At 41.0% G+C, this 26,803-nt stretch carries 19 protein-coding genes; 8 read left to right on the forward strand and 11 right to left on the reverse strand.

Features of this window, described 5'->3' with window-relative positions; genetic code table 11:
* Positions 1-103 precede the first annotated feature (103 nt).
* Both pdxS and MSHOH_RS15410 read right to left on the reverse strand, forming a co-directional pair.
* Positions 104-1,000 carry a pyridoxal 5'-phosphate synthase lyase subunit PdxS gene (pdxS, locus tag MSHOH_RS15405; RefSeq protein WP_048140946.1) on the reverse strand — a complete coding sequence of 299 codons (897 nt, stop codon included), beginning with the start codon at positions 998-1,000 and terminating at the stop codon, positions 104-106.
* Between the two features lie 771 nt (positions 1,001-1,771).
* On the reverse strand, positions 1,772-2,800 hold the full coding sequence (locus MSHOH_RS15410) for a phosphatase PAP2 family protein (RefSeq protein ID WP_048140948.1): 1,029 nt from the start codon (positions 2,798-2,800) through the stop codon (positions 1,772-1,774).
* Positions 2,801-2,981: 181 nt separating this feature from the next.
* Between MSHOH_RS15410 and MSHOH_RS15415 the strand changes: the two genes are divergently transcribed.
* The 6 genes from MSHOH_RS15415 to MSHOH_RS15440 all read left to right on the forward strand — a co-directional run bounded on the left by MSHOH_RS15415 (position 2,982) and on the right by MSHOH_RS15440 (position 9,111).
* On the forward strand, positions 2,982-3,431 hold the full coding sequence (locus MSHOH_RS15415; RefSeq protein ID WP_048140950.1) for a hypothetical protein: 450 nt from the start codon (positions 2,982-2,984) through the stop codon (positions 3,429-3,431).
* Between the two features lie 359 nt (positions 3,432-3,790).
* On the forward strand, positions 3,791-4,720 hold the full coding sequence (locus MSHOH_RS15420) for a dienelactone hydrolase family protein (RefSeq protein ID WP_048143546.1): 930 nt from the start codon (positions 3,791-3,793) through the stop codon (positions 4,718-4,720).
* 343 nt (positions 4,721-5,063) lie between these two features.
* Positions 5,064-6,125, forward strand: a complete 1,062-nt coding sequence (locus MSHOH_RS15425) for a metal-dependent hydrolase (RefSeq protein WP_048140952.1) — start codon at positions 5,064-5,066, stop codon at positions 6,123-6,125.
* A 314-nt stretch (positions 6,126-6,439) separates the two neighbouring features.
* Complete coding sequence (locus MSHOH_RS15430; RefSeq protein ID WP_048140954.1) at positions 6,440-7,615, forward strand: metal-dependent hydrolase; 1,176 nt, start codon at positions 6,440-6,442, stop codon at positions 7,613-7,615.
* 245 nt (positions 7,616-7,860) lie between these two features.
* Positions 7,861-8,217 (forward strand): hypothetical protein, encoded by a 357-nt coding sequence (locus MSHOH_RS15435; RefSeq protein WP_162197648.1) that lies wholly within the window; start codon positions 7,861-7,863, stop codon positions 8,215-8,217.
* A 30-nt stretch (positions 8,218-8,247) separates the two neighbouring features.
* Positions 8,248-9,111, forward strand: a complete 864-nt coding sequence (locus MSHOH_RS15440) for a DapH/DapD/GlmU-related protein (RefSeq protein WP_048140957.1) — start codon at positions 8,248-8,250, stop codon at positions 9,109-9,111.
* A gap of 222 nt (positions 9,112-9,333) precedes the next feature.
* Here MSHOH_RS15440 and MSHOH_RS15445 read toward each other — a convergent pair whose 3' ends face one another.
* Positions 9,334-9,945: a superoxide dismutase gene (locus MSHOH_RS15445; protein ID WP_048140959.1), complete on the reverse strand. Its 612-nt coding sequence runs from the start codon at positions 9,943-9,945 to the stop codon at positions 9,334-9,336.
* Between the two features lie 558 nt (positions 9,946-10,503).
* Between MSHOH_RS15445 and MSHOH_RS15450 the strand changes: the two genes are divergently transcribed.
* Together MSHOH_RS15450 and MSHOH_RS15455 are read left to right on the forward strand one after the other, a co-directional pair.
* Positions 10,504-11,556, forward strand: a complete 1,053-nt coding sequence (locus MSHOH_RS15450; protein WP_048140961.1) for a metal-dependent hydrolase — start codon at positions 10,504-10,506, stop codon at positions 11,554-11,556.
* 137 nt (positions 11,557-11,693) lie between these two features.
* On the forward strand, positions 11,694-14,867 hold the full coding sequence (locus MSHOH_RS15455) for a hypothetical protein (protein ID WP_048140963.1): 3,174 nt from the start codon (positions 11,694-11,696) through the stop codon (positions 14,865-14,867).
* A 710-nt stretch (positions 14,868-15,577) separates the two neighbouring features.
* On the opposite strand, the gene MSHOH_RS15460 is transcribed toward MSHOH_RS15455, so the two are convergent.
* The 8 genes from MSHOH_RS15460 to MSHOH_RS15490 form a co-directional block, all read right to left on the reverse strand.
* The gene (locus tag MSHOH_RS15460) at positions 15,578-15,892 is read right to left on the reverse strand and encodes a protease inhibitor I42 family protein (protein ID WP_048140965.1); all 315 of its coding nucleotides are present in this window, start codon (positions 15,890-15,892) and stop codon (positions 15,578-15,580) included.
* Positions 15,893-16,257: 365 nt separating this feature from the next.
* On the reverse strand, positions 16,258-17,505 hold the full coding sequence (locus tag MSHOH_RS15465) for an RNA-guided endonuclease InsQ/TnpB family protein (protein WP_048140967.1): 1,248 nt from the start codon (positions 17,503-17,505) through the stop codon (positions 16,258-16,260).
* Entirely contained in the window at positions 17,468-17,908 is a 441-nt protein-coding gene (tnpA, locus tag MSHOH_RS15470) for an IS200/IS605 family transposase (protein WP_048140969.1), read from the reverse strand. Before tnpA ends, MSHOH_RS15465 begins: the two co-directional genes overlap by 38 nt.
* A gap of 183 nt (positions 17,909-18,091) precedes the next feature.
* Positions 18,092-18,232, reverse strand: coding sequence for a hypothetical protein (locus MSHOH_RS23990; RefSeq protein ID WP_158024205.1), 141 nt, complete (start codon positions 18,230-18,232; stop codon positions 18,092-18,094).
* The gene (gene gyrA, locus MSHOH_RS15475; protein WP_048140971.1) at positions 18,233-21,076 is read right to left on the reverse strand and encodes a DNA gyrase subunit A; all 2,844 of its coding nucleotides are present in this window, start codon (positions 21,074-21,076) and stop codon (positions 18,233-18,235) included.
* Between the two features lie 11 nt (positions 21,077-21,087).
* On the reverse strand, positions 21,088-22,992 hold the full coding sequence (gyrB, locus tag MSHOH_RS15480) for a DNA topoisomerase (ATP-hydrolyzing) subunit B (RefSeq protein WP_048140973.1): 1,905 nt from the start codon (positions 22,990-22,992) through the stop codon (positions 21,088-21,090).
* 708 nt (positions 22,993-23,700) lie between these two features.
* Entirely contained in the window at positions 23,701-24,810 is a 1,110-nt protein-coding gene (locus MSHOH_RS15485; RefSeq protein WP_048140975.1) for a DNA topoisomerase IV subunit A, read from the reverse strand.
* Position 24,811: 1 nt separating this feature from the next.
* Positions 24,812-26,677, reverse strand: a complete 1,866-nt coding sequence (locus MSHOH_RS15490) for a DNA topoisomerase VI subunit B (protein WP_048140977.1) — start codon at positions 26,675-26,677, stop codon at positions 24,812-24,814.
* Positions 26,678-26,803: the final 126 nt, after the last annotated feature.

A 26,803-nucleotide genomic window follows, 5' to 3' on the forward strand; every position in this document is an offset into this window, starting at 1 on the left:
GAAAAGGACCTCGTGCTCCCGAAGCGAAACTCGGGGCGAAAAGGACACCGTCCTCCCGAGACGGGACTCGGGAACGAAACTCGGGTGGCGCAACTCTGCCGGGTTACCATCCGCGTTCCTGAAGGGCTTCCTGTACAGGGATCGTGTCTGCACAAATACCTTTCATACCTGCACCCACGCCTTTTGAAACTTCTGCGAGTTTTGCAGGGTTATCGTAGTTATTGACGGCTTCAACAATTGCTTTTGCCATCTTCTCAGGGTTTTCCGCTTTGAAAATTCCTGAGCCCACAAAGACCCCATCTGCACCAAGGCGCATCATGAGAGCTGCATCGGCAGGGGTTGCAACTCCACCGGCTGCAAAGTTTACCACAGGCAGTCTCTGCATTTTAGAGGTTTCAACCACAAGTTCGATAGGAGCTTCGATGTCCCTTGCAACCATTATAAGTTCTTCTTTGGTCTTGCCTGCAAGAGCACGGATTTCACCCTGAATCTGCTTCATATGCTTTACTGCCTGGCTGACGTCACCTGTTCCCGCTTCTCCTTTAGTCCGGATCATGGCTGCGCCTTCATTGATCCTGCGAAGAGCTTCTCCAAGGTTCCTTGCTCCGCAGACAAAAGGCACGGTAAACTGCGTTTTGTCTATGTGATAGAAAGGATCAGCAGGAGTAAGGACTTCTGATTCATCTACCATGTCAACGCCGAGTGCCTCAAGGATTTCAGCCTCGACAAAGTGTCCGATCCTTGCTTTTGCCATAACAGGGATGGTGACCGTATCAATGATCTGCTGCACGATCTCCGGGTCTGCCATACGGGCAACTCCGCCTGCTTTTCTAATATCTGCAGGGACAGCCTGAAGGGCCATAACAGCAACTGCTCCGGCTTCTTCTGCGATCCTGGCCTGTTCAGGGGTTGTAACGTCCATGATCACACCCCCTTTCTGCATCCGTGCAAAGCCCCGCTTGATAAGTTCGGTCCCGTGTCTCAATTTTTCAAAGTCCATGAATGTCATCCTCGTTGTTTTGATCAGATATATAAGATTTATAAGATTTAGAAGTTATACTGCCGTAGGAAATCTATTCCACAGGTGAAACGGCCGTCAAGTTCTTTCCACCATTTACAACCAGCAGGTTGCGGTTTTCAGTTTGCTGTTTCTCCGGTGATTTGTGAATACGCTCAATAGTAAAAAGCATTATTTAAGTTATTCCTTAATGACAGATGACAGATTAAATAAACTTGCAATGATTTAAAATTTTTTATTTTCTATACTGGGAGTTAACATTCAACTGTCATTTTTCTCCGATTGTTTCGCACAGGATATACTCTAAGACTCAGCGCAAATTTTTACAGCAGTTTTTAAAGTACACTCATAAGCAATTTTTCAACAAGAGCTGATTATATAATAAATATTATGATTTTAACCTTTCAATGTACTCAATGCACTATATGATATTAAATATGATTCCCTGAGTCAGGTATCGATAATAACTCAAAACCCGAATCATCAACGTTCAGTTCTCATAGATAAAGTTTTGTATAAAAACAGCTTTGAGTGGGAGTGAGTCGCTGGAGCTAAAAAGAGAACAGCTGAAAATGAAGAAGCGGTTCCTGAAACCGGAAAAGCTGGAGCTCAGAAAAAGGAGGATGAAGCCGAATCATCTCCAGCTTTTGAATTTGGATTCGCAGTCACAGAGTTGACATCCTCAATTCAGTAAGCAATGGACCCTTCCTTCAAAAAATAGGTTTTATCTCATCCTTCACTTGTTTTTTTCCTTTACTTCATCTCCTCTGTACAGGTCATTCCGTAAAGATCAAGTTTCGTACAGATACTTATAGAAATCCATATTGTAGATGCGGGAATAAAAACTTTTAAAAATTCTACATATGTAGTTTCAGGGTAACCAACCTTGCCTATAATATCAAATCCTGCATCAAGGACAAACGTGGATAATCCGAACAATATGAGCGTGATAAATACCCTGAGAGCCCTCTTTTCAGTACTTCCGGTATCTTTCGGAAGCCCTTTTCTTATAATAATTAGATAAGCTGTATTCGTGCCAAAAAAGAAACCTGCTACTTCACCACTTATAAGGGATAGGGAAGCAAGAAGGATAGGAACAGCAAACATAGCGAAGTAAAAAAAGAAATTTTTCTGCCTGAAAGCAAGTTCAAAATTCTCTTTTTTGAAAAAATCTTCCTTAAAAGGGCTTTTAAGGAGGCGACTAAAGGTAAAAAGGAGAATTAGACCCAGAATAGCTCCTCCAATTACATCCCCTAAAAAATGCCTCCCCAGGTACATCCTTGAAAAAGCCATGAGCAGCACTGCTGCAGGAGTGAGCCTGCTGACAGTCCTGCTGTTGAAGACACGGGAGATTCCTCCCCAAAGAGCAGTGGTAAGTGCGACATGCCCTGAAGGAAAACCGAAGGGAGAATCGGGAAATACCTTTTGAAGGCGAAAAGCCTCAAGAATTTCCCTGTCCGGAAGTTTAAAAAAGCCTGCTTCCCCGTTTCCATTAAAAGGAGATGTGTTTTTTGTTCCTGCTTCCAGGTTAAGTACTCTGCTGTCTACAAAATCCGGCCTTGGAAAGGCGATCAGTGCCTTAAAGACCTCGGTAAAAAGAGCAGTCCAGAGCAGCAGCTGGAACAGAAGAAAACCCTTCTTAAAATCAATCCCGAAGGCAGTGGCAATTACTATGCCTGCAAAAAAGGCGGCAGACCCCATTGAAGTTGTCATAACCATGAGGAAAGTAAACCATCCGGTTCCAATGGACTGGAGATAAAGTATGGGTTCGGTCTGGAACAAGGGATTGAACTCCTGAGAAATACGCATGTTATAAACAATCGTACTCTGTTGTTAAGCACAGAAACTTGAAAAGGTATTTATTATTGTGGTGGCAAATTATCAATTACGTTTATTTATTATCTGAATCCGATAAAAACTCCTTTTCCGACCTGCAAACTTAAGAAATGAGGCTAATTATTTTATGCTGAACCAGATAGATGACACCCGTAAAAAAAGAGCAGTTATTATTTTCTTTGCAGCACTTCTTTTCATCTCCATGAAAGGGTTTTTGTCTCCTGTAATAGGCGTTGGTTTTGTTCTCCAGAAAGAAATTATTGGGATAGATGGGGATGAAAGAGTTATTATATTTCAGAGTGATATCGACGGAGTCCTGACCGAAAACGATTCTCTAAGGCTTCTTATTCCTGAAGGCTCCGAAAATCTTCAGATAAGTGAGTATATAGAAACCGAATTTAAAAAAACATACCCCGAAATCGAGTATATCGTTCACATGAGGCTATGTACTGAGGATTCGGTCAGAGAGTACAGAGTTAACAGGGAAGACTTCAATATTCTGAATATAGGCACTGTTGCCAGGTTTGAGGTTTACCGCTCTGAAAGGACAGCAATCAAAAGGATTATTGAAGTTTAAGTTTTTAGTTTAAGTTTTTTAATTTAAGTTTTTTAATTTAAGCTTTTAATAATTCCATATAACAGTGATCTGCTATCCTATTCCTTTTTTGCGATGCTCAAGGAAGGAAAGCTATATTCTTGAGAAAAAGAAGAAAAAACCAGAAAATAAAAGCCGTAGAAATTTTGTTTTTCTCATTTTTGAAAATAATTCTTTCAAATGTCATATTTCTTCAAAGTTTAATTGGCATGTACTTATATTATAATCAACAAATTGAATGTAACTGTTATTAACGGAAAATATCGTGTCCTGGAATAGAATTATACTATATAAGAATGAGGGGACGAAATTCTCCGGAAAAAGTTGTAGAGGGGGATTATATGAATCTAACTAAACTACTAATTGTATTTTTGGTTCTGGCAGGCTTGCTTGGCGCTTCAGGCTGTACGGAGTCTTCGGACATAGACGAGGTGCCGGAAGAACCCGATTCGCCGGAGCCTATCCCGGAAGGACCGGAGGCTGATGGAGGTGTCGAAAACGACATCGGAAGCAATTCCCTTGCTTTGGGGTCTCAGATTATGAACTCTGAACCTGCAGAGGGTACAGGTCAGATCCAGAGTCTGACAGTTAACATTACAAGTGAAGGTAAGGAATATCCGGCATACACTGCTTCTCCGGCTGCGGAAGGGAACTATTCGGCTATCGTGCTTATCCATTCATTTAACGGCCTTGAGCCAGGCTACAGGGATATGGTGGACAGAATGGCAGCAGACGGGCTTGTTGTGGTTGCTCCGCAGTGGCAGACCTATTCCCGCTCTCCTCCCGATTCAGAGGTAGAATCGCTTATTAGAAATAGCGTTAATTATTTGGAAAGCAGGGACGATGTTGATACTGAAAAACTTGGTCTTACCGGCTTTTGCGCAGGCGGCAGGTATACCATGCTTTTCCTGCCCCAGATAGAGGAGTTTGAGTCCGGTGTTGCCTGGTACGGTTTCCCTTACTCGGGCGGGACTGAGACCCAGCCTGACGAGCCGGCAAGTCTGATAGACCAGCTTGAAGACCCGATCCTTATAATACACGGAACCGCAGATGAAGCAAGTAATGTCTCAGATATCTACAGATACGCCGGTGAACTGGATTCAGCTGACAAATACTTTGAGCTGAAAGTTTACCAGGGTGAACCTCATGGCTTCATGATCGAAGAGGGAGAACTTTCTGAAAGCTTTGTTGCGCAGGATGCATATGATGAGATGATTAGCTTCTTTGACAGGACGCTGAATAACTCTACACTGGATAATTCGTCTCGGTGATCTTTATTTCAGAGGCCTTCTCAGCTATATTTCTCAATGACCTTCTCAGTAACAACCTTTATCTCAGGACCTGAGAAGACAGTATCCATCTCATCCATTCCTTCCATTTTTTATAAAAAATAGCAATTCTCTCGATTTCTGCGAAAAATTTACTTTTTTCCGGGAAAACGGAGAATTATATTTTACTTATATCCGGAACTTTTCTCCAATACGGCTTTTTTATTAAGGAATTATACAGGGAGTTAGAAATAACTTTGCAACTCCCGAACACGATTTTTCAAAAAACAAATATATCTTTAATTATTATAATTAAATAAAAATTCTTTTTCCCGGAACACGGATCATGGTAAACACACTTTCTCACCTGGGAATAGGTTTTCTCATTGCCCTGGCTTTAGGCCTGAGAGGAAAGAAATTAAAAATCGTGGCTTTTCTTTCCGTAATCCCTGATCTGGACATTATTCCATACTCCATATTTATCTCTGTTAGCAACAGCCTGACCCATGAGTCCAGAATCCAGCTTTTCTACCTTTTCGGGCACAGGGAGTTTACGCATTCAATTTTATTCGTTTCTCTGGTTACGCTTTTAATCTGGACTAAAAGCAAAGACTGGATTCTTACCTTTGCCGGGTTACAATCAATTTTATCCCATATTTACCTGGATTATATCACAACCTGGAAAATGCGGCCTTTCTATCCGTTCAGTACAGATACATCCATAATGGGGGCAGTCTACTTCTATGACCCTCTGCTAAATTTGCTTCCACTCCTGCCCCTGTTAATTGTAATAATTGGAAGTTTGAAGAAGAGAGGAATAATAAATGGCAAATTCAATAACTTTTGTAATTTTGTGAGAAATAGTGATGATAAATTCTATTCTTTCCTGATCCTTGTGCTCCTTGTCTGGCTTGTTTTTATGCCGGTTTCAAAAGCCTTTCTGATCAACCATATATCAGGGGCAGAGAAAGCCCAGATAAGTTACCAGAATACTTACCCCGAATCCATGAACAGTTTTCTGACTGCATACTCGTTTAACTCCACACATTATAAAGTTCTTAGAGTCAGCTACCTTTCAGGAATCGAAATGAGTGGTTACGTTGAAAAAATCTCAATAAACGGAAATGTTCCTGATGCTTCTGCTTATATAGATAGAACGAAGAAGCTTTATAGTTCCGGTGTTCCCCAGGAAATCGATTACCCGGTGTATGCAGTTTCGGAAGATAACGGCTCTGTAATAGTTACCTTGAGTGATGCAAGGAACCCTTATGCTGAAAGCTGGGCTTATTTTAAATCGATTTACAGATTTACTTTTGATAAAAGGAGTGGGGATTACCATGTTTATGCAAGTGTCCAGGGAGAGAGCGAAAAAAAGCTTGATGAAAACTGGTTTAATAAAAAGGTCTAAATAATTCTTTTTCAAATAACGCTTTCCCGGATAATACTTTTTCGAATAATGGACAATAATTTTTAGAGAATTTTAACTGTCAGGATAGATAGTATAGATAAAATTTGAGATAAGTTTGAGGTTTTTACTAATCTTCTAAATAGAAGCAACAATTATCCATTTGTTTATATAATATAAAATAAATACAAGATGCCAGGCACTTAAAATACTTTATCTGGAATTATTTCCGGATTATGGCTTTTTGATACTCACTCAAAATGAACAGCCAGTAAACATGCCTAGAGTGTCACACAATATGAATTCATGGTAGATTTATGGTAAACACGCTTTCTCACATAGGAATCGGTCTGCTTCTTGCTCACACTCTGGGACTGAAAGGAAGGAAAAGACTTGGCATTGTTCTCCTTTCTATAGTCCCTGACCTTGACTATTTCACCTATTCGCTATTTACGCTTATCAGTGGTGGTGTAAGCCATGAAGCGAGAAACCAGCTTTTTTACCTGCTGGGCCACAGAGAGTTTACGCATTCTGTCTTTTTTGCTGTTATTATTGCATTTCTTATCTGGCTTAAAACTAAAGACAGGACTTTTACATTTGGAGGGTTTCTGGCAGTCTTCCTGCACAGCTTTCTCGACTATACTACAAGCGCAAAAATGCGTCCCTTCTATCCATTTAGTGCAAACGAGTCAGCACTTAGAGCCATCTATCCTTTCGATCCCGTGGTAAATGTCATTCCCCTTCTACCCCTCTTCATTGTAGCTGCGGAATACATGAAAAAACGAAACATAAGGACTACTAAAATTGAAGACAGATGGAACACTGAGGACATATGGAACGATAAAAACGTGGATCTACGGGCTCTGGAAAGAAAAGACAGATGGAGCATTAGAAATAAAGATATCCTGAACCGAAAACTAAAAGGGTTCAATGGGTTCCATAACTTTGTAATCAGGAACGAAGGCAAATTCTACGCCTCATTTATCGTTGTCCTTCTCATCTGGACCACAATGTTTCCTGTTGCAAAGATCTTCCTGATTGACCGTATCTCCAGAGCTGAAGGGACCGAGATAAGTTACAACGATACTTACCCGATATCGTTTGGCAAATTCCTTGCAGTTTATCCAATAAGTGATGCCCGTTACAAACTCCTTGAAGTCAGTTACTGGTCCGGAGTCCAGAAGAGCTTTTATGTCGATAAGATAACCGTCACCGGAGATGTTCCGGATACCTCTGCCTATGCCGAAAGAACCGGAGAGCTATACACTAATTCAGTGCCTCAAGCTATCGATTACCCTGTTTATTCGGTTTCGGAAAAAGACGGGACTGTAACCGTAATCCTGAGCGATGCCAGAAACCCGTATGTTAAAAACTGGCCTTATTTCGATACGGTTTACAGGTTTGTGTTTGACAGGGGAAGTGGAGAATATGAGGTATATGAAAGTCACTACGGGAGAGAGGAAAAAAAGCTTGATAAGAACTATTTTGAATAATCCTGAATAGCATTTATGGCTATTTCTGCTGTAAGGATTTGATAGAGAGTGGTTTTTGGAATAAAGAAAAAGGTACCAAAATATAAACCAAAATATAAGAAAATAGGATTTTCTTTAACCTTATATTTGAAAATGTTTGGTAATGTGCTACTTTCTCGTGAACAATCGTGAATAATACAATATGGATAGAAATTCATCCAATTGTTGTCACAAACTCTTTAATTAAATCATACATATCTTTCAGGATGAACTCCAAAAACAGTGTAGATCAGTCGATGAGAAGATATATCATTGAAACGAAGCAAGTGATTCACCCCTTCGAATTACCAGCCTCCAAACTGCCAGTATTAAATAAGCCAATCTTCGAACATCAAGAAGATGTATTCAAACATTTAAAAATTAAAGAAAAACCTCTTTTCATCTCATCATTAGAAGAAATTAATCAATCTACCTATCAAGCGCTCGTTTACCGTGACGATATTTACTTCAATAAAGAATTAGTCTTAGAATTTTTGAAAAAGGCTTCATCAATTGGAAAGCCTGCACGTTTAGCATTTTTAGATACCGATTCTTGTTTTAGCGTAAATGCCTTTTACCCATAGCATAATATGGAACATGTGGGGAATCTATACATGGGAGACATTTTCTTTTTTCCAGCTGGAGCGCAAGAAAGAGATTTTACACCTGTAATAATAGATACAAAAAGCATACCTATTTCCTGTTTCTCCTTGCCATCGTCAGAATTCGATTCGGGACAAAGACCAACAAATAATCCGCTTGCAGCGATACCTCCATTGCAACTGCAAGTACCACTATTATCTTATATCGCGATCAAACATTGGGTGCAGCTACTTTTTGCCAATTTTACATGGGGTATCCATTGTCAGATACGCCAATTAAAAGCTAAAGTTGAAAATCAAAATTTGTTATTTAGAAAAGTACTATCTTTTCTATCAGGAAGTCGCGGTCCAATCCGTATTGGGGTAGATTGTCAGATAGATCCTACAGCAACTATTATAGGCCCAACTACTATTGGAAATGGGGTTTTTATTGGACCAAATGTAACTATTGTAGCGTCACATATTGGTGATCATGCTGTTCTTGAGCCAGGTTGTACGGTCTGGTTTGGAGTGTTAGGAGAAAGGAGCAGTCTTCTTGCCAATAGAAATATTGTCATGAGCTGTGTTATGAGTGATTCAATTATTAATACAGATATCCGTTATTCAATAGTGGGAAGTAATTCTTTTCTTGGTGCTGGATCACATATTACAGATTGTATTCTGAGGAATGCTGAAGAAGATGAAAACAAAATGAATTCGCTGATGGTGAAAGTTCTCGCTGGCGAGGAGATAGTTAATTCCGGATATTATGTTCTGGGCCCAGCTATCGGCAACAGAGTTAAAATAGGGTCTGGAGTAATCATCTACCCAGGTCGAATGATAAAATCCAATAGCGTAATTATTGCTAAAGAAGGATGCTGTATTATTGACAAGTAATTATATGGCCTACAGTTTTCAGAGCATTAAAGAAAGATTTCCTAAAAGTAAAACAGTTTTTTGCTTCCAATAAACAGCAGTGAACGCAATCTTGATTCAGTAAGAAGTTATTTTAATAAAAAAGAAGTTGCTTCCGATTACTCCTTATCCGAATGTATCTAAAATGATATATAAGATAAAAAGTCGTAATCGGAGTGAACTAGACCCGAAATGGCTTTTCAATTACTTCTGAATCTCCTTGAAGTATTTATCAATTTCTTCCCAGTTAACTATGTTCCAGAAACCTTCTATGAATTTGCCCCTATCATTTTTGTAATCGATATAGTAAGCATGCTCCCATACATCCAGATCCATAATAATCGGATAATCAGGAACTAGATTCACGTTATGCTTCTCTATCTGCATAATCATTAACCTCTGTGTGTCTTTACAGTAGGTTAGTGCAGCCCATCCTGATCCTTCCACGCTTGATGCGACCTGGGAAAACTCCTTTTTAAACCTGTCAAAGCCTCCGAAATCCTCTTTGATCACATCAGCAAGTTCGCCGACAGGCTCTTTGCTTGCATTGCTTTCAGGGGTCATCTCCCACCAGAAATAGTCATGAAGGACGTGCCCACCCATATTGAAGGTCAGAGCTTTTGCAGTTGCCTTATAATCAAAATCCGTGCCTTCTTTCCTGGCTTTATCCATCATTTCGATAAGCGAGTTCGCATTATTCACATAAGCCTGATGATGTTTATCATGGTGTATGCGCAGCTGTTCTTCGGAAATGTAAGGTTCGAGGTCTGCATATCCGTACTTCAAAGGTGGTAATTTGTACAACTCTTTAGCCATATTATCCTACCCTCTTTTAAACGATCAACTGGCTTACAAAACCTGTCCAGGGATCTCTGCTGGCTGTTTGTATACTGTTGTCTGTACTTCCAGCTCAAGAAATCCCATTTTCAAATTCTGCTAACCAATTTTCCCCTTAACTGCATTAACAGAAATTCATCTTTCAAATTAATCTGCACCGCATCTTTTCAAATACACATCAAATTGCCTGATGGCAATTTTAGACGCAAAATTAAATTGCAGAATTTAAATGCAGATTTTAGATGCAGAGTTAGTGCAGAATATAATTATCATCAAACCTATTTAAAGGTAAAAGATAAAACTTATGTAATATTTTTGTAAAAGCAGATCAGAGAATCCGGCAAAATACTCGTGGTAAAAAGTATTGGATTACAAAAGACTCTCAATACAAAGTATCATAATACAAAAATATTTATAAATATCAGAAGTAAAAAACAAACTCACTCAGGTATATGAAAGTGGAAAAAATAAAAAGTAAAAAAATAAAACGTAAAAATAATAAAAAGTAAAAATAGAAGCAACTCAGGAATAAGACAAATGGTAAACACACTCTCCCACCTTGGAATCGGCCTCCTTATCGCTCTCGCCCTCGGCTATAAAGGAAAAAAACGAGGCTCTCTGGCACTCCTGTCAATCCTCCCTGACCTCGATTTCATCCCCTACATCCTTTTTGCCCTTCTCAGCAGCAGCGTAAGTCACGATACCAGAAACCAGCTATTCTACCTCCTTGGCCACAGGGAGTTCATGCATTCCATCCTTTTTATCCTGCTTGTCACGCTTTTTATCTGGCTCAGGACAAAAGACCGCCTGTTCACAGCCGCCGGGTTTGCAGCCATTCTGTCCCACAGCTACCTTGATTATGCAACCAGCTGGAAAATGCGACCCCTCTACCCGTTCAGCACCGAATCATCCATCATGGGGGCAGTCTACTTTTTCGATCCTCTTGCAAACTTACTGCCCCTGTTGCCGGTTTTTATCGTGTTTGTAGGATATCTGAAAAGCCGGGGAAAATGGAACGGCAAATTCAACAACTTCTGTACTTTTGTAACCAACAATCGGCGCAGCCTCTATAGAACGCTTGTAGTTGTACTTCTGGTATGGCTTACAGTCCTGCCGGTAGCAAAATTCTTCCTTGTCAATCAGATTTCCGAAGCGGAAGGGACAAAAATAAGTTATCAGGGCACTTATCCGGTTTCACCCGTAAGATTCCTGGCTGCATACCAGTATAACGATACGCATTACAAAATTATGGAAATCAGTTACCTCTCAGGCATCAAAAGAAGCGATTTTATCGAAAAAGTTAACTCAACCGGCGGCGTCCCGGATGCTTCTGCCTACGCTGAAGGAGCAGGTGAACTCTACAGCACAGCCCTTCCTCAGGAAATCGATTATCCTGTTTATTGGGTTTCCGAAGATAACGGTTCGGTAACTGTCCTGTTGAGCGATGCAAGAAATTCTTATGTTGAAAGATGGGCGTATTTCAGGACAGTTTACAGATTTGTGTTTGATAAGGAGAGCGGGGAGTATGAGGCTTATGCGAGTGAGCAGGAGGGGAGGGAGAAGAGGTTGGATGAGAATTATTTTGAGTGAAATTTTAAGCATTTAAAGCGCTATTTCGAAGAAATAATTGTTTTTAAGTTTGTTGCGCTAAATTCTCGTTTTTGAGTTCTTTCAATCTGTCAAATAAATTAGCAAAATTTAAAGCGAGCTAGTAAATATCTCATAATATGGATAAAGAAGCCTTCCTGAATAAATTGGAATCTTCTGCTGCAAATAAGGACAAAAGATTGTTTTCTAAAACCATTATCGATCTTCCAGCTGATGTAATAGTTGGCTTTACCAAAGAGGAATTTTTAAGAATTATTTGCTTTTCCAAGTTGTTTAGCTCACAGAAGATGGACAGATTATGCAATTTTCTTGAAATTAAGGGATCATTCTCTTTAAAAAACACGTTAAAAGGGATTGATGAACTGCATAATGCTCTTCTCAGTAAATTCTATTATAGTTTATATGTTTCTCTTTCCGAAAATAATAGAGAAAAAGCTAAACGTGCATTAGGAAATAATGCTGTTGCCTGCATCAAGATTGCTGAGATGGATGTTGACATCAAGGAAAATCTTGAAACTGCTATCCATTTTTGCGAGACTGCTCAGGAAATATTCCCAAAAACGAGTGCGTCTTATGTTCTCGTATTGGCAAACGAGGGTTCTGCAAGATTGAAGCTTGCAGAGATAGGTGTTGACATCAAGGAAAATCTTGAAACTGCTATCCGTCTTTATGAAACTGTCCAGAAAATCTTTCCAAAAACAAGTGAAAATTACGCTAGTGCGTTGACTGACGAGATCTCTGCAAGAGAAATACTTGCAGAAACAGGTATTGACAGCAAAGTAAATCTTGAAACTGTTGTCCGACTATATGGAGTCGTTCAAGAAATTTTCCCAAAAACGAGTGTATCCTACACTTCTGCACTGACGAACGAAGGGAATGCAAGAGTAAGACTTGCAGAGATGGGCATTGATAGTAGAGAAAATCTTGAAACAGCGTTTAATCTTTATGACAAAGTTCAGGAACTTATCCCCAAAACAAGCACAGATTATGCTCTGACGTTAATTAACGAGGGGTATGCAAGAAAAGTGCTCGCTGAAATGGGTGTTGATAGTCGTGAGAATCTTGAAAAGGCTGTGCGCCTTTGCGAGATTGTCCAGAAAACATTTCCCAAAACAAGTACTGTTTATGCTTGTGCGTTAATAAACGAAGGTAGCCCAAGAAAAACACTTGCAGAGATGGGTTTTAATAGTAAAGAAAATCTTGAAACAGCTATCCGTCTATATAAACTTTTCCAAGAAATATCCCCAAAAACAAGTGTAAATTATGCTCGGGCTTTGATGAATGAGGGTAATGCAAGAGAACTACTTGCAGAGATAGGTGTTGATAGTAGTTTAAACCTTGAAAATGCCGTATATCTTTGTGAAACTGCCTCTGAAATATTTTCCAGAGAAGGCGTAGATTACGCTCGCGCATTGATGAACAAGGGTAATGCACTAGAGAAACTTGCAGAAATGAATTTTGATAGTAAGGTAAATCTTGAAATTGCTATACATCTTTATGGACTTTCCCAAGAAATATTCCCCAAAACAAGCGTTGATTACGCCTGTGTATTGACTAACGAGGGTAATGCGAGAGAACTGCTTGCAGAGATGGGAGTTGACAGTAGGGTAAATCTTGAAACTGCTATACACCTTTATGAACTTTCCCGAGAAATATCTCCCAAAACGAGTGTAGATTATGCTCGTGCATTGGTAAACGAAGGCACTGCAAGATCAATTCTTGCAGAAATGAACGTGGATGATAATAAAAATTTTGAAATGTCACGGGGATTGTACTTAGGAAGTATTTCAATTCTTGAAAAATTAGGAGATGGCTGGACATATTCTCTGGCTTTATTGAACTTGAACAGTCTATTAAAAAACAAATTCCTCAAAACGGGAGATAAGAAATATCTTGAAGAGTTGGAGAGATATCTCGATGATATTGAAGAAAAGATAAGAAATCGAAATATTAGGTACAAAGAAATTGTAATGGCAAAAATTCACGAAATACGTGCCAATTTACTTGAATTTGATGGTAAGTCAGGAATAAACAGAGCATCTCGTGAATATGATAAAGCCTATGAGCTTTCAAAATACCCATTTTATAAATTCATGGACGAATTCTGCCAGGCGAGAATTGACACCATATCTTTTTGTGAGCTTATATCTAAGTGGAAATTAGAAGAGAAAACAGGTATCTTTCTTGATTATTATGATTACACTGTCTTTGAGTGCCATCTTGAAAACGCTTTGAAAAGTACCATTAACGAAGAAGACGAGTTGAAACTCGCAGTGAAAAAACTTACAGAAATAAGAGACCGGACACAAATTAAGATCATCAAAGATAGAGTGTCAGCTTATATTTACCTCTTACAAGCTCTTATTGATTGTTTTAGTGAGGAAGCATACAAAGAAGCTGCAAAGAATGTTGAAGAAGGCTGCAACATCTTCCGCGAGTATGGGGATAAACAGGGACAGCAAATGTGTGAGGTTTTTAAGAAAGCGATTGTAAATAAAAGAGATCCTTCTGCATGGCAGGAAATAATTCGAAAAAGGGAATTTTCGTCTAATTTTTACAGTTTGCTCTGTGAGTACTCAGATCGTAAAAGAATAGATCTGGAATATTATAAGCATGGACAAACAAATGAAAGAATGGAAACTGTTTCTGAAGATGTAAAACAGGTAAAAGAGATTTCAATACGCACTGAGAACAAAATTGATGAAATCCAGAGTCAGCTACATTCTGGATTTACCGAAATAGAGGGTAAGATTGAAGAAGGATTCGAAGGTACGGCTGCTGAACTTAGACAAATAAAGGGAAAAATCAATAATATTCAGCAAGACCTTGACAATTTAGTGCAGATTTCAAACGATGTCGGCGGTAAAGAAGGAGAATGTATCAGGAAATTCACATCGCAGATGCTTGAGCTTATGAAAAAAGGAGATTACAAAGCTTTAAAGCGTTTCAGTGAAAAGATTGTTCAAAACAGTTCATCCATTGAAGAAATCATAGAAACAGCAGAGATTCCTATAAAGGAGAAAGCAGAAGCAAAATCCAAACTCGCAGATCTAAAAAAGATACCTGAGATTTTGAAAGGAAAAGCTAAATCTTTCAGCGTAGGTGTCTCAGAAAACGTGATAGCGAATTTGATTTATGGTGAGATTGTTGATGGTGAGGCTATTAAAATAGTGAGTTTGGCTTCTGGTGAGATCATTAAATTACTTATTCCAGTGTTATCGACAGCAGCATTTGGGATGCCTATACCTTCTAAGATTGTTGAAATGCTGCTTGAAGCTATGAAAGATTCGTGAATTTTTAAATCTCTGCTCTGTGTTTAGTTTTGGAATATTCTGTTTTGTCTTTTTTCACAACTAACCGCCTGCTTCGCAGTCGTATGGCTGCCCTGTTTTTAAGAAGCATCAAAAATCGAACCGGCCTGAGTAACAAGAATCCGTAAAAATCAACGGACGGTCAAAAAAATCAGAAATTTGTTTTTAAACCTTACGTTGCAATTTTATATTCATTTATATACACTAGTAAAATGCCAACGAAAGCTATATGAACAAACTTTCAAGTCAACAGCAAAAGTGAAGAAAAACAATCTATATCTGGTAACAGTTTCAGCCTGAACCCATCCCAAAATTAAGAAATCTGTAAAACAAACCAGTATTCGGTCTTTTCAAAAATCTACTCAAAAAACTCGCCCCAAAAAATAAGTCCCCTGCCCGGCTCCTCTTCCTGACTCAAAGCCCGCCGCCGAAATTTTCATGCAATTTGTCACTTCGACGAGGACTGACTGATTTTTCTTGAAATTTTAGATACAGGAGAACGACAAAAAATTAGAAATTCATTTTTAAACATTACCTTGCAGTTTCATATTTACTTATAAATACCAATAAAATGCCAATGAAAGCTATAAAAATCCAAAACAGAGATTCAAAACTCGTCTCTAAAACTCAATGTAAAAAACCCATAGAATAATATCAAAAAAGTATGTAAATGGCAAAATAAAGCCACTTCATCAATCTACTATAATAAATCTCTCTTGCATAATAGTAGGTTCTTCTATTTTAAGAGGGTGAGAGAACCTCACATTACGGAAGACAAATCTGCCTTTACCTTTCTTGATTGCAACAAACTTGAAGCGGCTGGTTCCCCATTTTCCAGGTATGATCTGCTTATCAGGTGTGTATGTTGACTCTATGAAATAAACACACCCTGGCATCTCTGACAGTAAGCAGCTATAGCCGGTTGAAACAGGATTTGACGGCAGTGAAACCTCGATTATATCTCCAACTTTCGCATTCATTGGCGGCAATAACTCCAATTGTTGCATTCTTTTACTCCTCCTTTATGTTTGCTCTCTCACAGTTGTTCTGATAATTTTTATAACAAAAAACTTCATTAAATTTATTTGGAAGATTGTGTTAAAAGTCAGAATGAAGGTCCAGATATATATTACTTTCTAACATCGTCTAATAAATCAAAATGTAAGGCTTGTTTGACATCCCCCCAAGATGTGTATAAGCGTGATAAGACAACTAGAAATATTGAATATAAGATTTTTCGATATATTAACTCTTTCGACTCAATATATTTTAAACTGTCTGTGTTCAAGAAAATTATAATCAAACTCAACCGTGAACTACCCCTCCCTGCTTTCTTCGAAAGCGAGGACGGAGCTTCCTTCGAGTGATTACATCACTTGGATATTTGCAGAATGCATGTATCCATCAGTAAACCTGTTTGTCGAAGATTATCAGAAAACTTCTGATAGCCTGTCCACAGGGCATTCTGTGATAAGAACCGCTTCATAATATTGATAGCACTATTTCTATCTCTATCAATTACGTTTCCACAATCACATTTCATAGTCCGTTCATAAAGAGGCATCTCGTGTCTTTTTCCACAAACATAACACTCTTTTGAAGTATAGCTTTCATCAATTTTTATTACCCTTTTACCTATAAATTCTGCTTTATAGGCTAAAAATTCGATGAAGCGAGATAAATATCCTTGATTTTGGGTTGATCTGTTTTGAGAACGTTTTCTTTTTCCTTTTAACTTCTTAGATTGAGCCATTTCCTTGACACTAAGATCACCAACAATTATAGTATTGGCTTTAGTGTTCTCAATCATGGTTTTAGAAAGCTTATGCTGAAAATCTTTGATCTGATTAGATTTCTTTGCTTCTATTTTTCTATATGTTTTGTGTAGTCTATTCCATCTCTTGCTTCCTTCTTTACAATGATCTCTTCTGGATTTAATTAGATCTATCTTCGAATTCCAATATTTATCTGTTCTTGGTGTTTTAACTTCAAAGAATTTTCCTTGAGTGTTTAGTGCTGTCACTATTTTTGTAATTCCTAAGTCTATTGCTTGATACAAATAGTTATCAACATACTCTGTGATTGGAGTTTCTTCGTATGTTATGGATACAAAGAATTTTCCTCTGCCCTTATATGGATCATCATTGTAAATTTCAATCTGCTTGATTGCCAACAAATCAAATGCGTTTCCTACTTCGAAAGATAATGGGATTTCATTTACCTTATGAGAGAAACTGAGTTTTCCATCCTTGATTTTGAATCCGCTTTGATTGTAAACCAGAGTTATAAAATATTTTCCACTTCTGAATTTTGGTGGTCTTGCAGATTTATCACCATTTTTCCAGAGCGAAAAGAATGATTTATAACTAGCATCGAGCTTTTTCAGAACTGATTGCAGTACTTTAGAATACACTATATTGTACTCAGGAAATTTTTCTTTTAATGTTGGAAGCTGATTCTGTTGTTCTACATACTTTACACTTCTCTGTTCAGTTTTCCATGCTTCTTTTCTTTCAGCTAGAGCGAAATTATAGAGGCATCTACACTGTTCCGAGAGTTGCCAAAGAACATCTACCTGTTCTTCAGTTGGATTTATCTTGATCTTCTTCGTCAGATGCATATTTGCCTTGATTCTCCACATATTTTTTAAGTACGTCTAGGGTTACCTGCCCTGTCGATGCTATAAAATACGATCTTGACCAGAACATATCTTTCCATAACATAGTTTTTACTTCAGGAAAATTTTTTCGAATCTCCCTTGAAGTTATTGTTTTGATGGTGTTAATGTACTTTGGAATATCGAGTGAAGGTTTTGCTGAAAATAATAAATGAAAGTGATCTTTGTCACACTCTATATTCAACACTTCAACTTTGAAGGTTTCACTTATGTTATGGATTTTAGTTTTGAGAAAATCAATAATTAGAGGATTAGTTAGAGCCTTTCTTCTATATTTCACACATTGGACGAAATGATAATGGAGTGAATATACAGAATGGCTTCCTCGATCCAGTTTATACTGCATAGTTATCACTATATTGATATAACTATAAGTATAATAATTATGCTAATGTTGTTTTGTAGAAGTTGACGGCTTTCATCCCCCACCTGCCAGCCTGATGGCTGTCGAGGAAGGGGACTTCCCGCCTTAGAGTTAAATTCAGAAAAATTCGTAAAAAACGGTTACCCAACTTTTTTAAAAAACATTTTATTCCCACCCAAAAATTATTCCCCGCCCAGCTCCCCTCCAGACTGAAATTTCGCCGCCGGAAAAGTCCCCAAAATAATCTCTTCCGACAGCACTTTGAATGGATTTGAGTGAAGGCTTATTTCCTTCACCCAGAATCATTCAGTACTCTTCTTCGTCTTCATCTTCTTCTTCGTCTTCTACCTCTTCTATTTCTTCTTCCTCGGATTCGTCAATGTCTTCAAACTCATCGAGTTCTTCGACTTCGTCCTCTTCGACCTCTTCGTCTTCTGTTTCAGCTCCCGTTTCTTTTGCTGTTTTTCTGGAAAGGGCTGTCTGTTTCAGCTTCTCGTCTTCTTTTCCGTTTTTGATCCTTGCCATACCGCCGACTTTGTCCCCGGATTTAATGTTCATAACCCGTACACCCTGAGTGTTTCTGCCCTGGATGGAGATGTCTTTTGCAGGGATGCGGATAATGATGCCTTCTGCACTCGTAAACATCAGTTCGTCGTCTTCAGCTACAGACTTAACGTTCGAGACAAAGCCGTTCCTGAGGTTTGTGACAATTGTAATCACTCCTTTTCCACCACGGCGGTACACAGGGTACTGGGAGTATTCCGTCCTTTTACCAAAGCCGTTTTCGGTCACTGTCAGGAGGGTTGTGGTCTCGTCGACCAGGTCCAGGCTGACTACCTCATCATCCGGGCCGTCAAGGGTCATGCCGCGGACTCCTCTAGCAGTCCTGCCCATAGGACGGACGTCTTCTTCGGAAAAGCGGATGGCTTTGCCTTTCTTTGAAACCATCACAATTTCCTGTTTTCCGTCGGTAAGGAGGACCTTAACAAGCTCGTCGCCTTCGTCAAGGCTGACTGCGATAATGCCGGCTCTTCTCGGGTTCCTGAACTCGGAAAGCGGGGTCTTCTTGACCGTGCCTGCCCTTGTTGCCATAAAGAGGTATTTGTCTTCGGCAAACTCTTTTACAGGGATCATTGCATTGACAGCTTCGCCTTCCTGCAACTCAAGCAGGTTAACTATGGCTTTGCCTCTTGACTGGCGGGAGCCTTCAGGAATCTCGTAGACTTTCTGCCAGTAGAGCCTGCCCCTGTTTGTGAAGAAGAGGATGTAGTTATGGGTTGACGAAACGAAGAGATTTTCAACGAAATCTTCTTCCTTCATTTCCATGCCGATAATTCCTCTGCCTCCGCGGCGCTGCATGGTGTAGGTAGCAAGCGGAATGCGCTTTATGTAGCCACTATTTGTGATTGTTACCACAACGTCCTGTTCGGGGATCAGGTCTTCATCAGTCACATCTTCAGTGTGATGTACAATCTTTGTCCTGCGGGTGTCCCCGTACTTTTCTTTGAGCTCAATAAGTTCGGTCCTGATGATTTCGTACTTGAGCTCATCACTTGCCAGTATCTTCCTGAGTTCGGCGATCAGTTTTATGAGAGCTTCAAGTTCTTCAAGGATTTTCTGAGTCTCAAGCCCTGTCAGACGCTGCAGGCGCATATCCAGGATAGCTTTTGCCTGAACCTCGTCAAGGGCAAAGTTGTCCATTAAACCCTGTTTTGCTTCATCGCCATTTGCAGAACTCTTGATAAGGGCAACAACTGCGTCTATATTGTCAAGGGCGATCTTTAACCCTTCCAGGATATGGGCTCTTTCTTCACTCTTCCTCAGGTCATATAGCGTCCGCTTCTGGATAATTTCCATCCTGTACTCCAGGTAGATCTCGAGAAGCTGTTTCAGGTTCAGCTCTTTGGGCTTTCCGTCCACAAGGGCAAGGTTGATGATCCCGAAAGTGGTCTCCATCTGAGTGTGCTTGTAGAGCTGGTTCAGGACAACCTTGGGATTTATGCCTTTTGAAAGCTCGATCACAACCCTGATTCCTTCCCTGTCGGACTCGTCCCTCAGGTCTGAGATTCCGTTAATTACCTTCTCCCGTGCAAGCTGGGCAATATTTTCAATCAACCTTGCCTTGTTTACCTGGTAAGGGAGCTCGGTTACGATAATCTGCTGCCTGTCTTTTTTAAGTTCCTGAATTTCAGCAACTGCCCTGATCTTTACAGGACCTCTGCCTGTCATGTATGCGGATCTTATGCCTGAAGTCCCCAGGATATGGGCACCTGTTGGAAAGTCCGGACCTTTTATAACGCTCATCAGTTCCGAAACCTGCGTTTCGGGGTTGTCAATAAGCATCAGGGTTCCGTCAATAACCTCACTTATATTGTGAGGCGCCATGTTTGTTGCCATTCCCACGGCAATACCGGTTGAGCCGTTGATAAGGAGGTTTGGAAGCTTTGCAGGGAGGACTTCCGGCTCTTCAAGGGAGCCGTCATAGTTAGGCCTGAAAGGAACGGTTTCCTTGTCGATGTCAACCAGCATCTCCTTTGCAATCCTGTCCATACGGACTTCGGTGTATCGCATGGCTGCAGCCGAGTCTCCGTCTATTGACCCGAAGTTACCCTGCCCGTCGATCAAAGGATATCTGAGCGAAAAGTCCTGGACCATGCGTACGATACTGTCATAAACTGCAGAATCTCCGTGAGGGTGATACTTACCGAGCACGTCTCCCACAATACGGGCGGACTTTTTGTAGGGCTTGTCGTGGGTAATCCCGGACTCATTCATGGAGAAAAGAATCCTGCGGTGGACAGGCTTTAAACCGTCACGTGCGTCAGGGAGAGCTCTTCCGACAATTACGCTCATTGCATAGTTAATGTAGGAGCGTTTCATCTCGTCGTCAATAAGGATGGGGGTAACTCCTGCTCTTACCGGTTCCTCATCGCCCGGGTCTTCGAAGTCAGTATCGATTCCGATTTCTTCTTCGAAGCTGGATTCTTTATCCGTCTGGGGTTCATCAGGCTCTCCGGATGTAAAGCCTGATAATTCTTCTGTTTCCGGTTCTTCAGCCGTGTCTTCTGACGGGTCTTCCGGAATAAGGGTTGCCTGGTATGATTTCTTCATTTCTGCTTCTGATTTGTTTTTATCTTCATATTCTGCCATTTTTTACCGCCTCAGATATCCAGGTCCACAACCTCTTTTGCATGTGTTTCGATGAAATTTCTGCGCGGCTCGACTTCGTCTCCCATAAGGACACGGAAGATCTCGTCGGCATGAATCGCATCTTCCAGAGTGACCTGCAAAAGGGTCCGGCTCTCAGGGTTCATGGTGGTTTCCCAGAGCTGCTCGGGGTTCATTTCTCCAAGACCTTTATAACGCTGGATGGCAAGTCCTTTCTCACCGATTTCTTTTACCTTATCTGCCAGTTCTTTATCCGAGTACACGTAGTAATCTGCCTTTCCTTTCTTTATCCGGTAAAGAGGCGGCTGGGCAATATACACGTACCCCGCATCGATCAATTGCCTCATGTAGCGGAAGAACAGGGTAAGGAGGAGGGTTCGGATATGTGCTCCGTCTACATCGGCATCGGTCATGATGATGATCTTGTGGTACCTTGCGTTTTCGAGATCAAAGTCTTCGCTTACGCCTGTCCCTATGGCTGTAATCAGGGAGATAACCTCGTTGTTTTTCAGAATCTTTGCAAGCCTGGATTTTTCTACGTTCAGGATCTTGCCCCTAAGAGGTAAAATCGCCTGGAAGCTTCGGTTTCTGCCCTGTTTTGCCGAACCGCCTGCAGAGTCTCCTTCAACAATATAGATCTCACAGGCTGCAGGGTTCTTCTCTGAGCAGTCCGCAAGTTTTCCTGGCAGGGTACTGACTTCAAGCGCGTTCTTTCTCCTTGTAAGTTCCCTTGCCTTCTTTGCAGCTTCCCTGGCTCTCTGGGCAAGGAGGGCTTTTTCGAGGATGATGTTTGCAACCTTGGGGTTTTCCTCAAAGTATTCTGCAAGCCCGTCGGTTACAAGGGAATCGACTATCCCTTTTACTTCGCTGTTTCCAAGCTTTGTTTTGGTCTGCCCCTCAAACTGGGGTTCCATAAGCTTGACACTGATGATCGCAGTCAGACCTTCCCTTACATCGTCTCCGGTAAGCTTTGCGTCTTCTTTGGAGAGTTTGTTGGCTTTTATGTAATCGTTTGCGACCCTTGTAAGGGCGGTCTTAAAACCAATGATATGAGTTCCACCCTCATGGGTGTTGATATTATTTGCAAAAGAGTAGACATTTTCAGTATAGCTGTTCGTGTACTGCATTGCAATTTCTACAACCATATCATCCCTTTGCCGCTCGAAATAGATCGGCTTTTCGTGGAGGGACTGCTTTTTCTTATTCAAATACTCCACAAATTCCACTATTCCTCCACTATAATTGAAAGTCTCTGCCTGCCCTTCCGGGCTTCTTAAGTCCTTCAGACTAATTGTAAGGCCACGGTTCAGGAAAGCCAGTTCCCTTAGCCTGTTTGATAGGATATCATACTGGAAGTCTGTGGTCTCAAAGATTCTTGCATCGGGTTTGAAAGTTGTTTTTGTGCCTGCAATGTCCGAAGTTCCTATCTCCCGAACATCAGACTCAGGCTTTCCGCGGATATAACGCTGGAAGTACTTCTTTCCGTCTCTGCTTACCTCTACTTCAGTCCATTCCGAAAGGGCGTTTACTACCGAAACCCCCACTCCATGAAGGCCTCCGGAGACCTTGTAGGTATTTTTATCGAATTTTCCTCCCGCGTGCAGTATCGTCATTACGACCTCAAGAGCTGATTTCCTGTGCACGGGGTGCGGGTCGATAGGGATACCTCTCCCATTGTCGATTACTGTCACGCTTCCATCGAGATTGATCGCGACATCGACCCTTGTACAGAAGCCGGCTAGGGCTTCATCAATACTGTTGTCTACAACCTCATAGACTAAATGGTGGAGCCCGCGGCTGTCTGTGCTCCCTATATACATGCTCGGGCGTTTTCGGACAGCTTCCAGGCCTTCGAGTACCTGGATGTGCGAAGCGTCATAAACCTGTTTATCACTCATCGTGGTTTATTCTCCATAAAAATCTGGTAAAGTTATTTATTTTAAATCTTATAACATATTATACATTTTTTAAAACTCGCAGGGAAACTAGGTTAGAAATCGAACTTTAAAAGTCGTGTCAATTTTCTGAGCCTTTGCTTTTTATTAGAGCATTTTTATATATAACGTTTATGTTCCTGCCGTAAGTCAGATTCAATATGCGCTCATACATTTTAAGCCTTTAGATCAGACGTATATTTAGGCTGATTTTTCTGTCTTTACTCCCTCAAAAATAGTGATTTTTAGCATAATTTTTCACTCAAAAATGCCCTTTTCAGACTAATTTTTCAATATGTCTTTAGTTTAAATAAATATTTGCTGTTTCACAGATAAAAATTTGCACCTCTCGGAGCGGCCAGAGCACGAGTTGCGGCATTTTAGAAGTCTCGAGAAGCATCCCTGGAACAAAATTCCTGTTCTTTTTTTCCGAACATATTGCTTAACGAAACGGACAGCTTTCCGGAAAAAAGCAGCTATTATAAATGTAAATCCCGTGGAAATAGAATCAGTTTATTAGCTTAGAATTGTCATAATCCACTGCCATCATAATCATCTGCAGCTTTTTTTAAACAGACTGGTTTCTGTATTCTGCCGGCAGAGTTTCCAGACTTTCGCTTTCATTCACTGCCAGCAGCTTTTTCAAAATATAAAATATTCTTCCCGATTCTCTCAAATCATGCCCATTTCTCTCAGCCGATTCGGAAGATAAACCTCGGTTACGAAGTCCAGACCTTTTCCTGCAAAAGCCTGCTGTTCAGCCTTCTTGCCAATATCGAGCTGGAGCTGGATCTGCTCTTTCCAATACTCAGACTCAAAGCGGGGATCGGAAAGTTCGCTCCGAAGTGCGCTTACGTCCTGCTCTGTGAGCTTGTCGGTTGAGAGTTCGTATTCCACGATATCCGAAGGCTGAAGCCCCAGGAATTTGGCTCCGGGTGTTGCCATGAATTCCGAAAGGTGAGCACTTTTTATGGCTCCGTAGGCAACAGAAGCATAAATTCTGTAAGACCATGGGTCGCCGTCAGTAAAAACTGCCACAGGGATCCCGAGCTCCTCGTTCATGCGCTTGATTATCCTGCGGGTTGACCGTGCAGGCTGACCCTTTAAGTGGACAAGGATTGCATTATAAGCCTCATCGAACCCGTTTTCCATCAACCGGGCGTACATACCACCGGTTTCTATGGCTATAATCATGCTTGCATCGTGGTTTTTAAACTCTATATTTTCCACATTGAAGGGGATCTGATACCCGCCTTCCCCCACATCCTTCTGGCAGTGGATATCCCGCTCTCCGCGCTTTGTCAGTTCCGAAATTTCAATAGGCCCGAACATGGTAGCCCCGTCTTCTTCGGGACGCATATGGAAATACTCTCTCTGGAGGCTGGTTAAAAGTTCCAGGTCTTCAATAAGGCGGTCGCTTTCAGCCTGTTCTTTGAATTTGGCATAATCCCAGCCCTCTGATATATAATAAAGTTCTCGAAGGGTTGAGCCGCGGTTATGAGCAAGATGCTCGTTTATGAGAAAATCCGTTGCATAGGTTGTTTTCAGGAGCTGGAATGCACCCTTTACGGTTTTTGCACTCCTTTCGCTTTCCCTGTCTCCGTAGACCCAGACATCGCTCTCGTCGGAGTATTCTATGTTTGCTTTTGTCCTGCTTGGAAGGCTGACGCTCGGGACAACCTCATCTTCAAACTGGTTATAGATCTTTTCTGCAATCTCAAGGAGTTTTTCCCTGGCAAGGGCATCTCCCTCTCTTGTTTTGCTACTTGTTTTTCCTGCCATTTCAAACACCCTTGAAAGCCTTTGCCCCGGTTACCAGTTCTTCTTCAATACCTTCTACAATCAATTGAGGTAATTTTCGTAGTTCTTCTTCGGTTGCGGATTCTATTTTGTAGCTCAATACTTTGGAAGACCCCGCAGCTGCCGAGAGATCCCAGATATAATCGTAATCGTTGCCCATAGTTACAACTTTTGGTTCGGGTTTTGTCCCGCTGATTTTACAGGGGAGCATCTCATGAACCTTGAAAGAATAAGCAGAATTCCCGAAATTCCTGACCTTTATCGCCACATTTGCAGTCCCGTCCCCGTTACTTTTTACCTTCCTGTGTACAAGCAGGTTTCCCATAATATTTGCAACAACGGGATTTATATCAGGGACATCTTTTTCCAGGATATTTGCAACCTTTATCGCCATCTTCGGAAGCACTTTTGTAATGATAATCTCTTTCTCCCGGCGCTTCTTGAGGTTGCTCTGCTTGCTCAGGTAATGCTTGAGTTTTCTTGCAACGTCTTTGATTGCGAGGTCCACTTCTTCTTTAATCACGGGAATATCTGCAATCGCATCCTTTGATTCGGAAGTAAAAGGCACGTTAATAGAAGCAACATGTATCAGGAGGATAACAGGTCCTATGGGAATTCCTCCCCCAGGCTGGTTTAAGCCGTACTGCTTCCACTTGATTTCTTCTACGGCATGTGTGGTCACGCAACCGCCCTGCTGGTAAAGTAGAGGTACACGGTTTGCAAACCGCATGATGCTTATCTTTTCTTCTTTCGGGAGATTGCCCCCATATGCCATCCCTACTTCCACTACAAAGGGGTTTCCCGAATAAACGGCAGGTTTCCTTGTGCTTGTAGCAATGAAGTCCACGGTTGTCTCTTTTTCAAGCCCCCTGTAGATCAGCTCTTCACCAATAGGAGAAAGGCAGTCCGTCGGGGGAGCCATAATCTTTACTTTCTCAAAAGCTTCAATCAGCTTTCTTGCTTCATGACGGCCCAGAGCATGAGGGTCGATTTCTGGATCAAGTCCTGCAGCTTTGCAAATCTCCTCTGCAGTCAGCAGGCCTATTTTACAAAAAGAGTAGCGCAGGAATGGAGCAAGTTTCTGGCGCTCCGTATAATGGAGCATTTTCATGAGGGTTCCGAGTTCTATGCCTTCGGGATGGGGCAGGATTTCTTCCGCAGGCTCGGGCATTTTATCCGTAGCCCTTTCAAAGACTTCCTCATTGCCGTCAGGATCGATAAGAGTTATCCTGGCATGGGGGTTTACAATTGCAGTGGCTTTAAGGTATTCATAAATTGACTGCCTTCTTCCTTTCACATAGGCAGCCTTCATCTCCAGCTCTATCTGGGTCCCGTGAGGGCGGAACCAGTCCCTGATCTCATCTATCAGGATATCAGGCTCGTTGGTGCTGGTATTGATCATGAGCTCATAGTAGTGAGCAGGAGCTGTCGGGCTGGTTTTTGAGAGAATTTTTGTGTGCCTGCCTGCTGTCATCTGGGCATAGAGCACGGCTGCCGAAATTCCTATTCCCTGCTGCCCCCTGCTCTGCTTGAGGGCATGGAATCTTGAACCGTAGAGCAGTTTTGCAAATACTTTGGGGATCTGCTCTCTTATAATTCCCGGACCGTTGTCTTCGATAATAACGGTTACATAGTCCTGTCCTGTTCTCTCAACCTGGACAAGAATATCTGGCAGGATTCCGGCTTCCTCACAGGCATCGAGAGAGTTGTCCACTGCTTCTTTTACAGTTGTTATAAGGCTTCGAGGCGCAGAGTCAAAACCCAGGATCTGCCTGTTCTTTTCAAAAAATTCTGCTACACTTATCGATTTTTGTTTTTTGGCGAGTTCTTCTGCAATAGGGGTTTCCATAGACTTTTACCTCAGGGCTGAAAAATTGATCTAAAGTTTAAAATAAATCTGATGTTTAATAAGTTTTGTAAGTCTGTATTTGAAACGAATCCGATACTGGAAAGATAGTATGTTGATTCTATCCGG

The organism is Methanosarcina horonobensis HB-1 = JCM 15518, assembly GCF_000970285.1.
Classification (GTDB): domain Archaea; phylum Halobacteriota; class Methanosarcinia; order Methanosarcinales; family Methanosarcinaceae; genus Methanosarcina; species Methanosarcina horonobensis.

What these genes read in the sequence shown, in the direction of transcription:
- pdxS (WP_048140946.1), bottom strand. Translation starts at nt 1,000, where the DNA reads ATGGACTTTGAAAAATTGAGACACGGGACCGAACTTATCAAGCGGGGC.
- MSHOH_RS15415 (WP_048140950.1), top strand. Translation starts at nt 2,982, where the DNA reads ATGCTGAACCAGATAGATGACACCCGTAAAAAAAGAGCAGTTATTATT.
- MSHOH_RS15420 (WP_048143546.1), top strand. Translation starts at nt 3,791, where the DNA reads ATGAATCTAACTAAACTACTAATTGTATTTTTGGTTCTGGCAGGCTTG.
- MSHOH_RS15425 (WP_048140952.1), top strand. Translation starts at nt 5,064, where the DNA reads ATGGTAAACACACTTTCTCACCTGGGAATAGGTTTTCTCATTGCCCTG.
- MSHOH_RS15430 (WP_048140954.1), top strand. Translation starts at nt 6,440, where the DNA reads ATGGTAAACACGCTTTCTCACATAGGAATCGGTCTGCTTCTTGCTCAC.
- MSHOH_RS15435 (WP_162197648.1), top strand. Translation starts at nt 7,861, where the DNA reads ATGAACTCCAAAAACAGTGTAGATCAGTCGATGAGAAGATATATCATT.
- MSHOH_RS15440 (WP_048140957.1), top strand. Translation starts at nt 8,248, where the DNA reads ATGGGAGACATTTTCTTTTTTCCAGCTGGAGCGCAAGAAAGAGATTTT.
- MSHOH_RS15445 (WP_048140959.1), bottom strand. Translation starts at nt 9,945, where the DNA reads ATGGCTAAAGAGTTGTACAAATTACCACCTTTGAAGTACGGATATGCA.
- MSHOH_RS15450 (WP_048140961.1), top strand. Translation starts at nt 10,504, where the DNA reads ATGGTAAACACACTCTCCCACCTTGGAATCGGCCTCCTTATCGCTCTC.
- MSHOH_RS15455 (WP_048140963.1), top strand. Translation starts at nt 11,694, where the DNA reads ATGGATAAAGAAGCCTTCCTGAATAAATTGGAATCTTCTGCTGCAAAT.
- MSHOH_RS15460 (WP_048140965.1), bottom strand. Translation starts at nt 15,892, where the DNA reads ATGCAACAATTGGAGTTATTGCCGCCAATGAATGCGAAAGTTGGAGAT.
- MSHOH_RS15465 (WP_048140967.1), bottom strand. Translation starts at nt 17,505, where the DNA reads ATGCATCTGACGAAGAAGATCAAGATAAATCCAACTGAAGAACAGGTA.
- tnpA (WP_048140969.1), bottom strand. Translation starts at nt 17,908, where the DNA reads ATGCAGTATAAACTGGATCGAGGAAGCCATTCTGTATATTCACTCCAT.
- MSHOH_RS23990 (WP_158024205.1), bottom strand. Translation starts at nt 18,232, where the DNA reads ATGATTCTGGGTGAAGGAAATAAGCCTTCACTCAAATCCATTCAAAGT.
- gyrA (WP_048140971.1), bottom strand. Translation starts at nt 21,076, where the DNA reads ATGGCAGAATATGAAGATAAAAACAAATCAGAAGCAGAAATGAAGAAA.
- gyrB (WP_048140973.1), bottom strand. Translation starts at nt 22,992, where the DNA reads ATGAGTGATAAACAGGTTTATGACGCTTCGCACATCCAGGTACTCGAA.
- MSHOH_RS15485 (WP_048140975.1), bottom strand. Translation starts at nt 24,810, where the DNA reads ATGGCAGGAAAAACAAGTAGCAAAACAAGAGAGGGAGATGCCCTTGCC.
- MSHOH_RS15490 (WP_048140977.1), bottom strand. Translation starts at nt 26,677, where the DNA reads ATGGAAACCCCTATTGCAGAAGAACTCGCCAAAAAACAAAAATCGATA.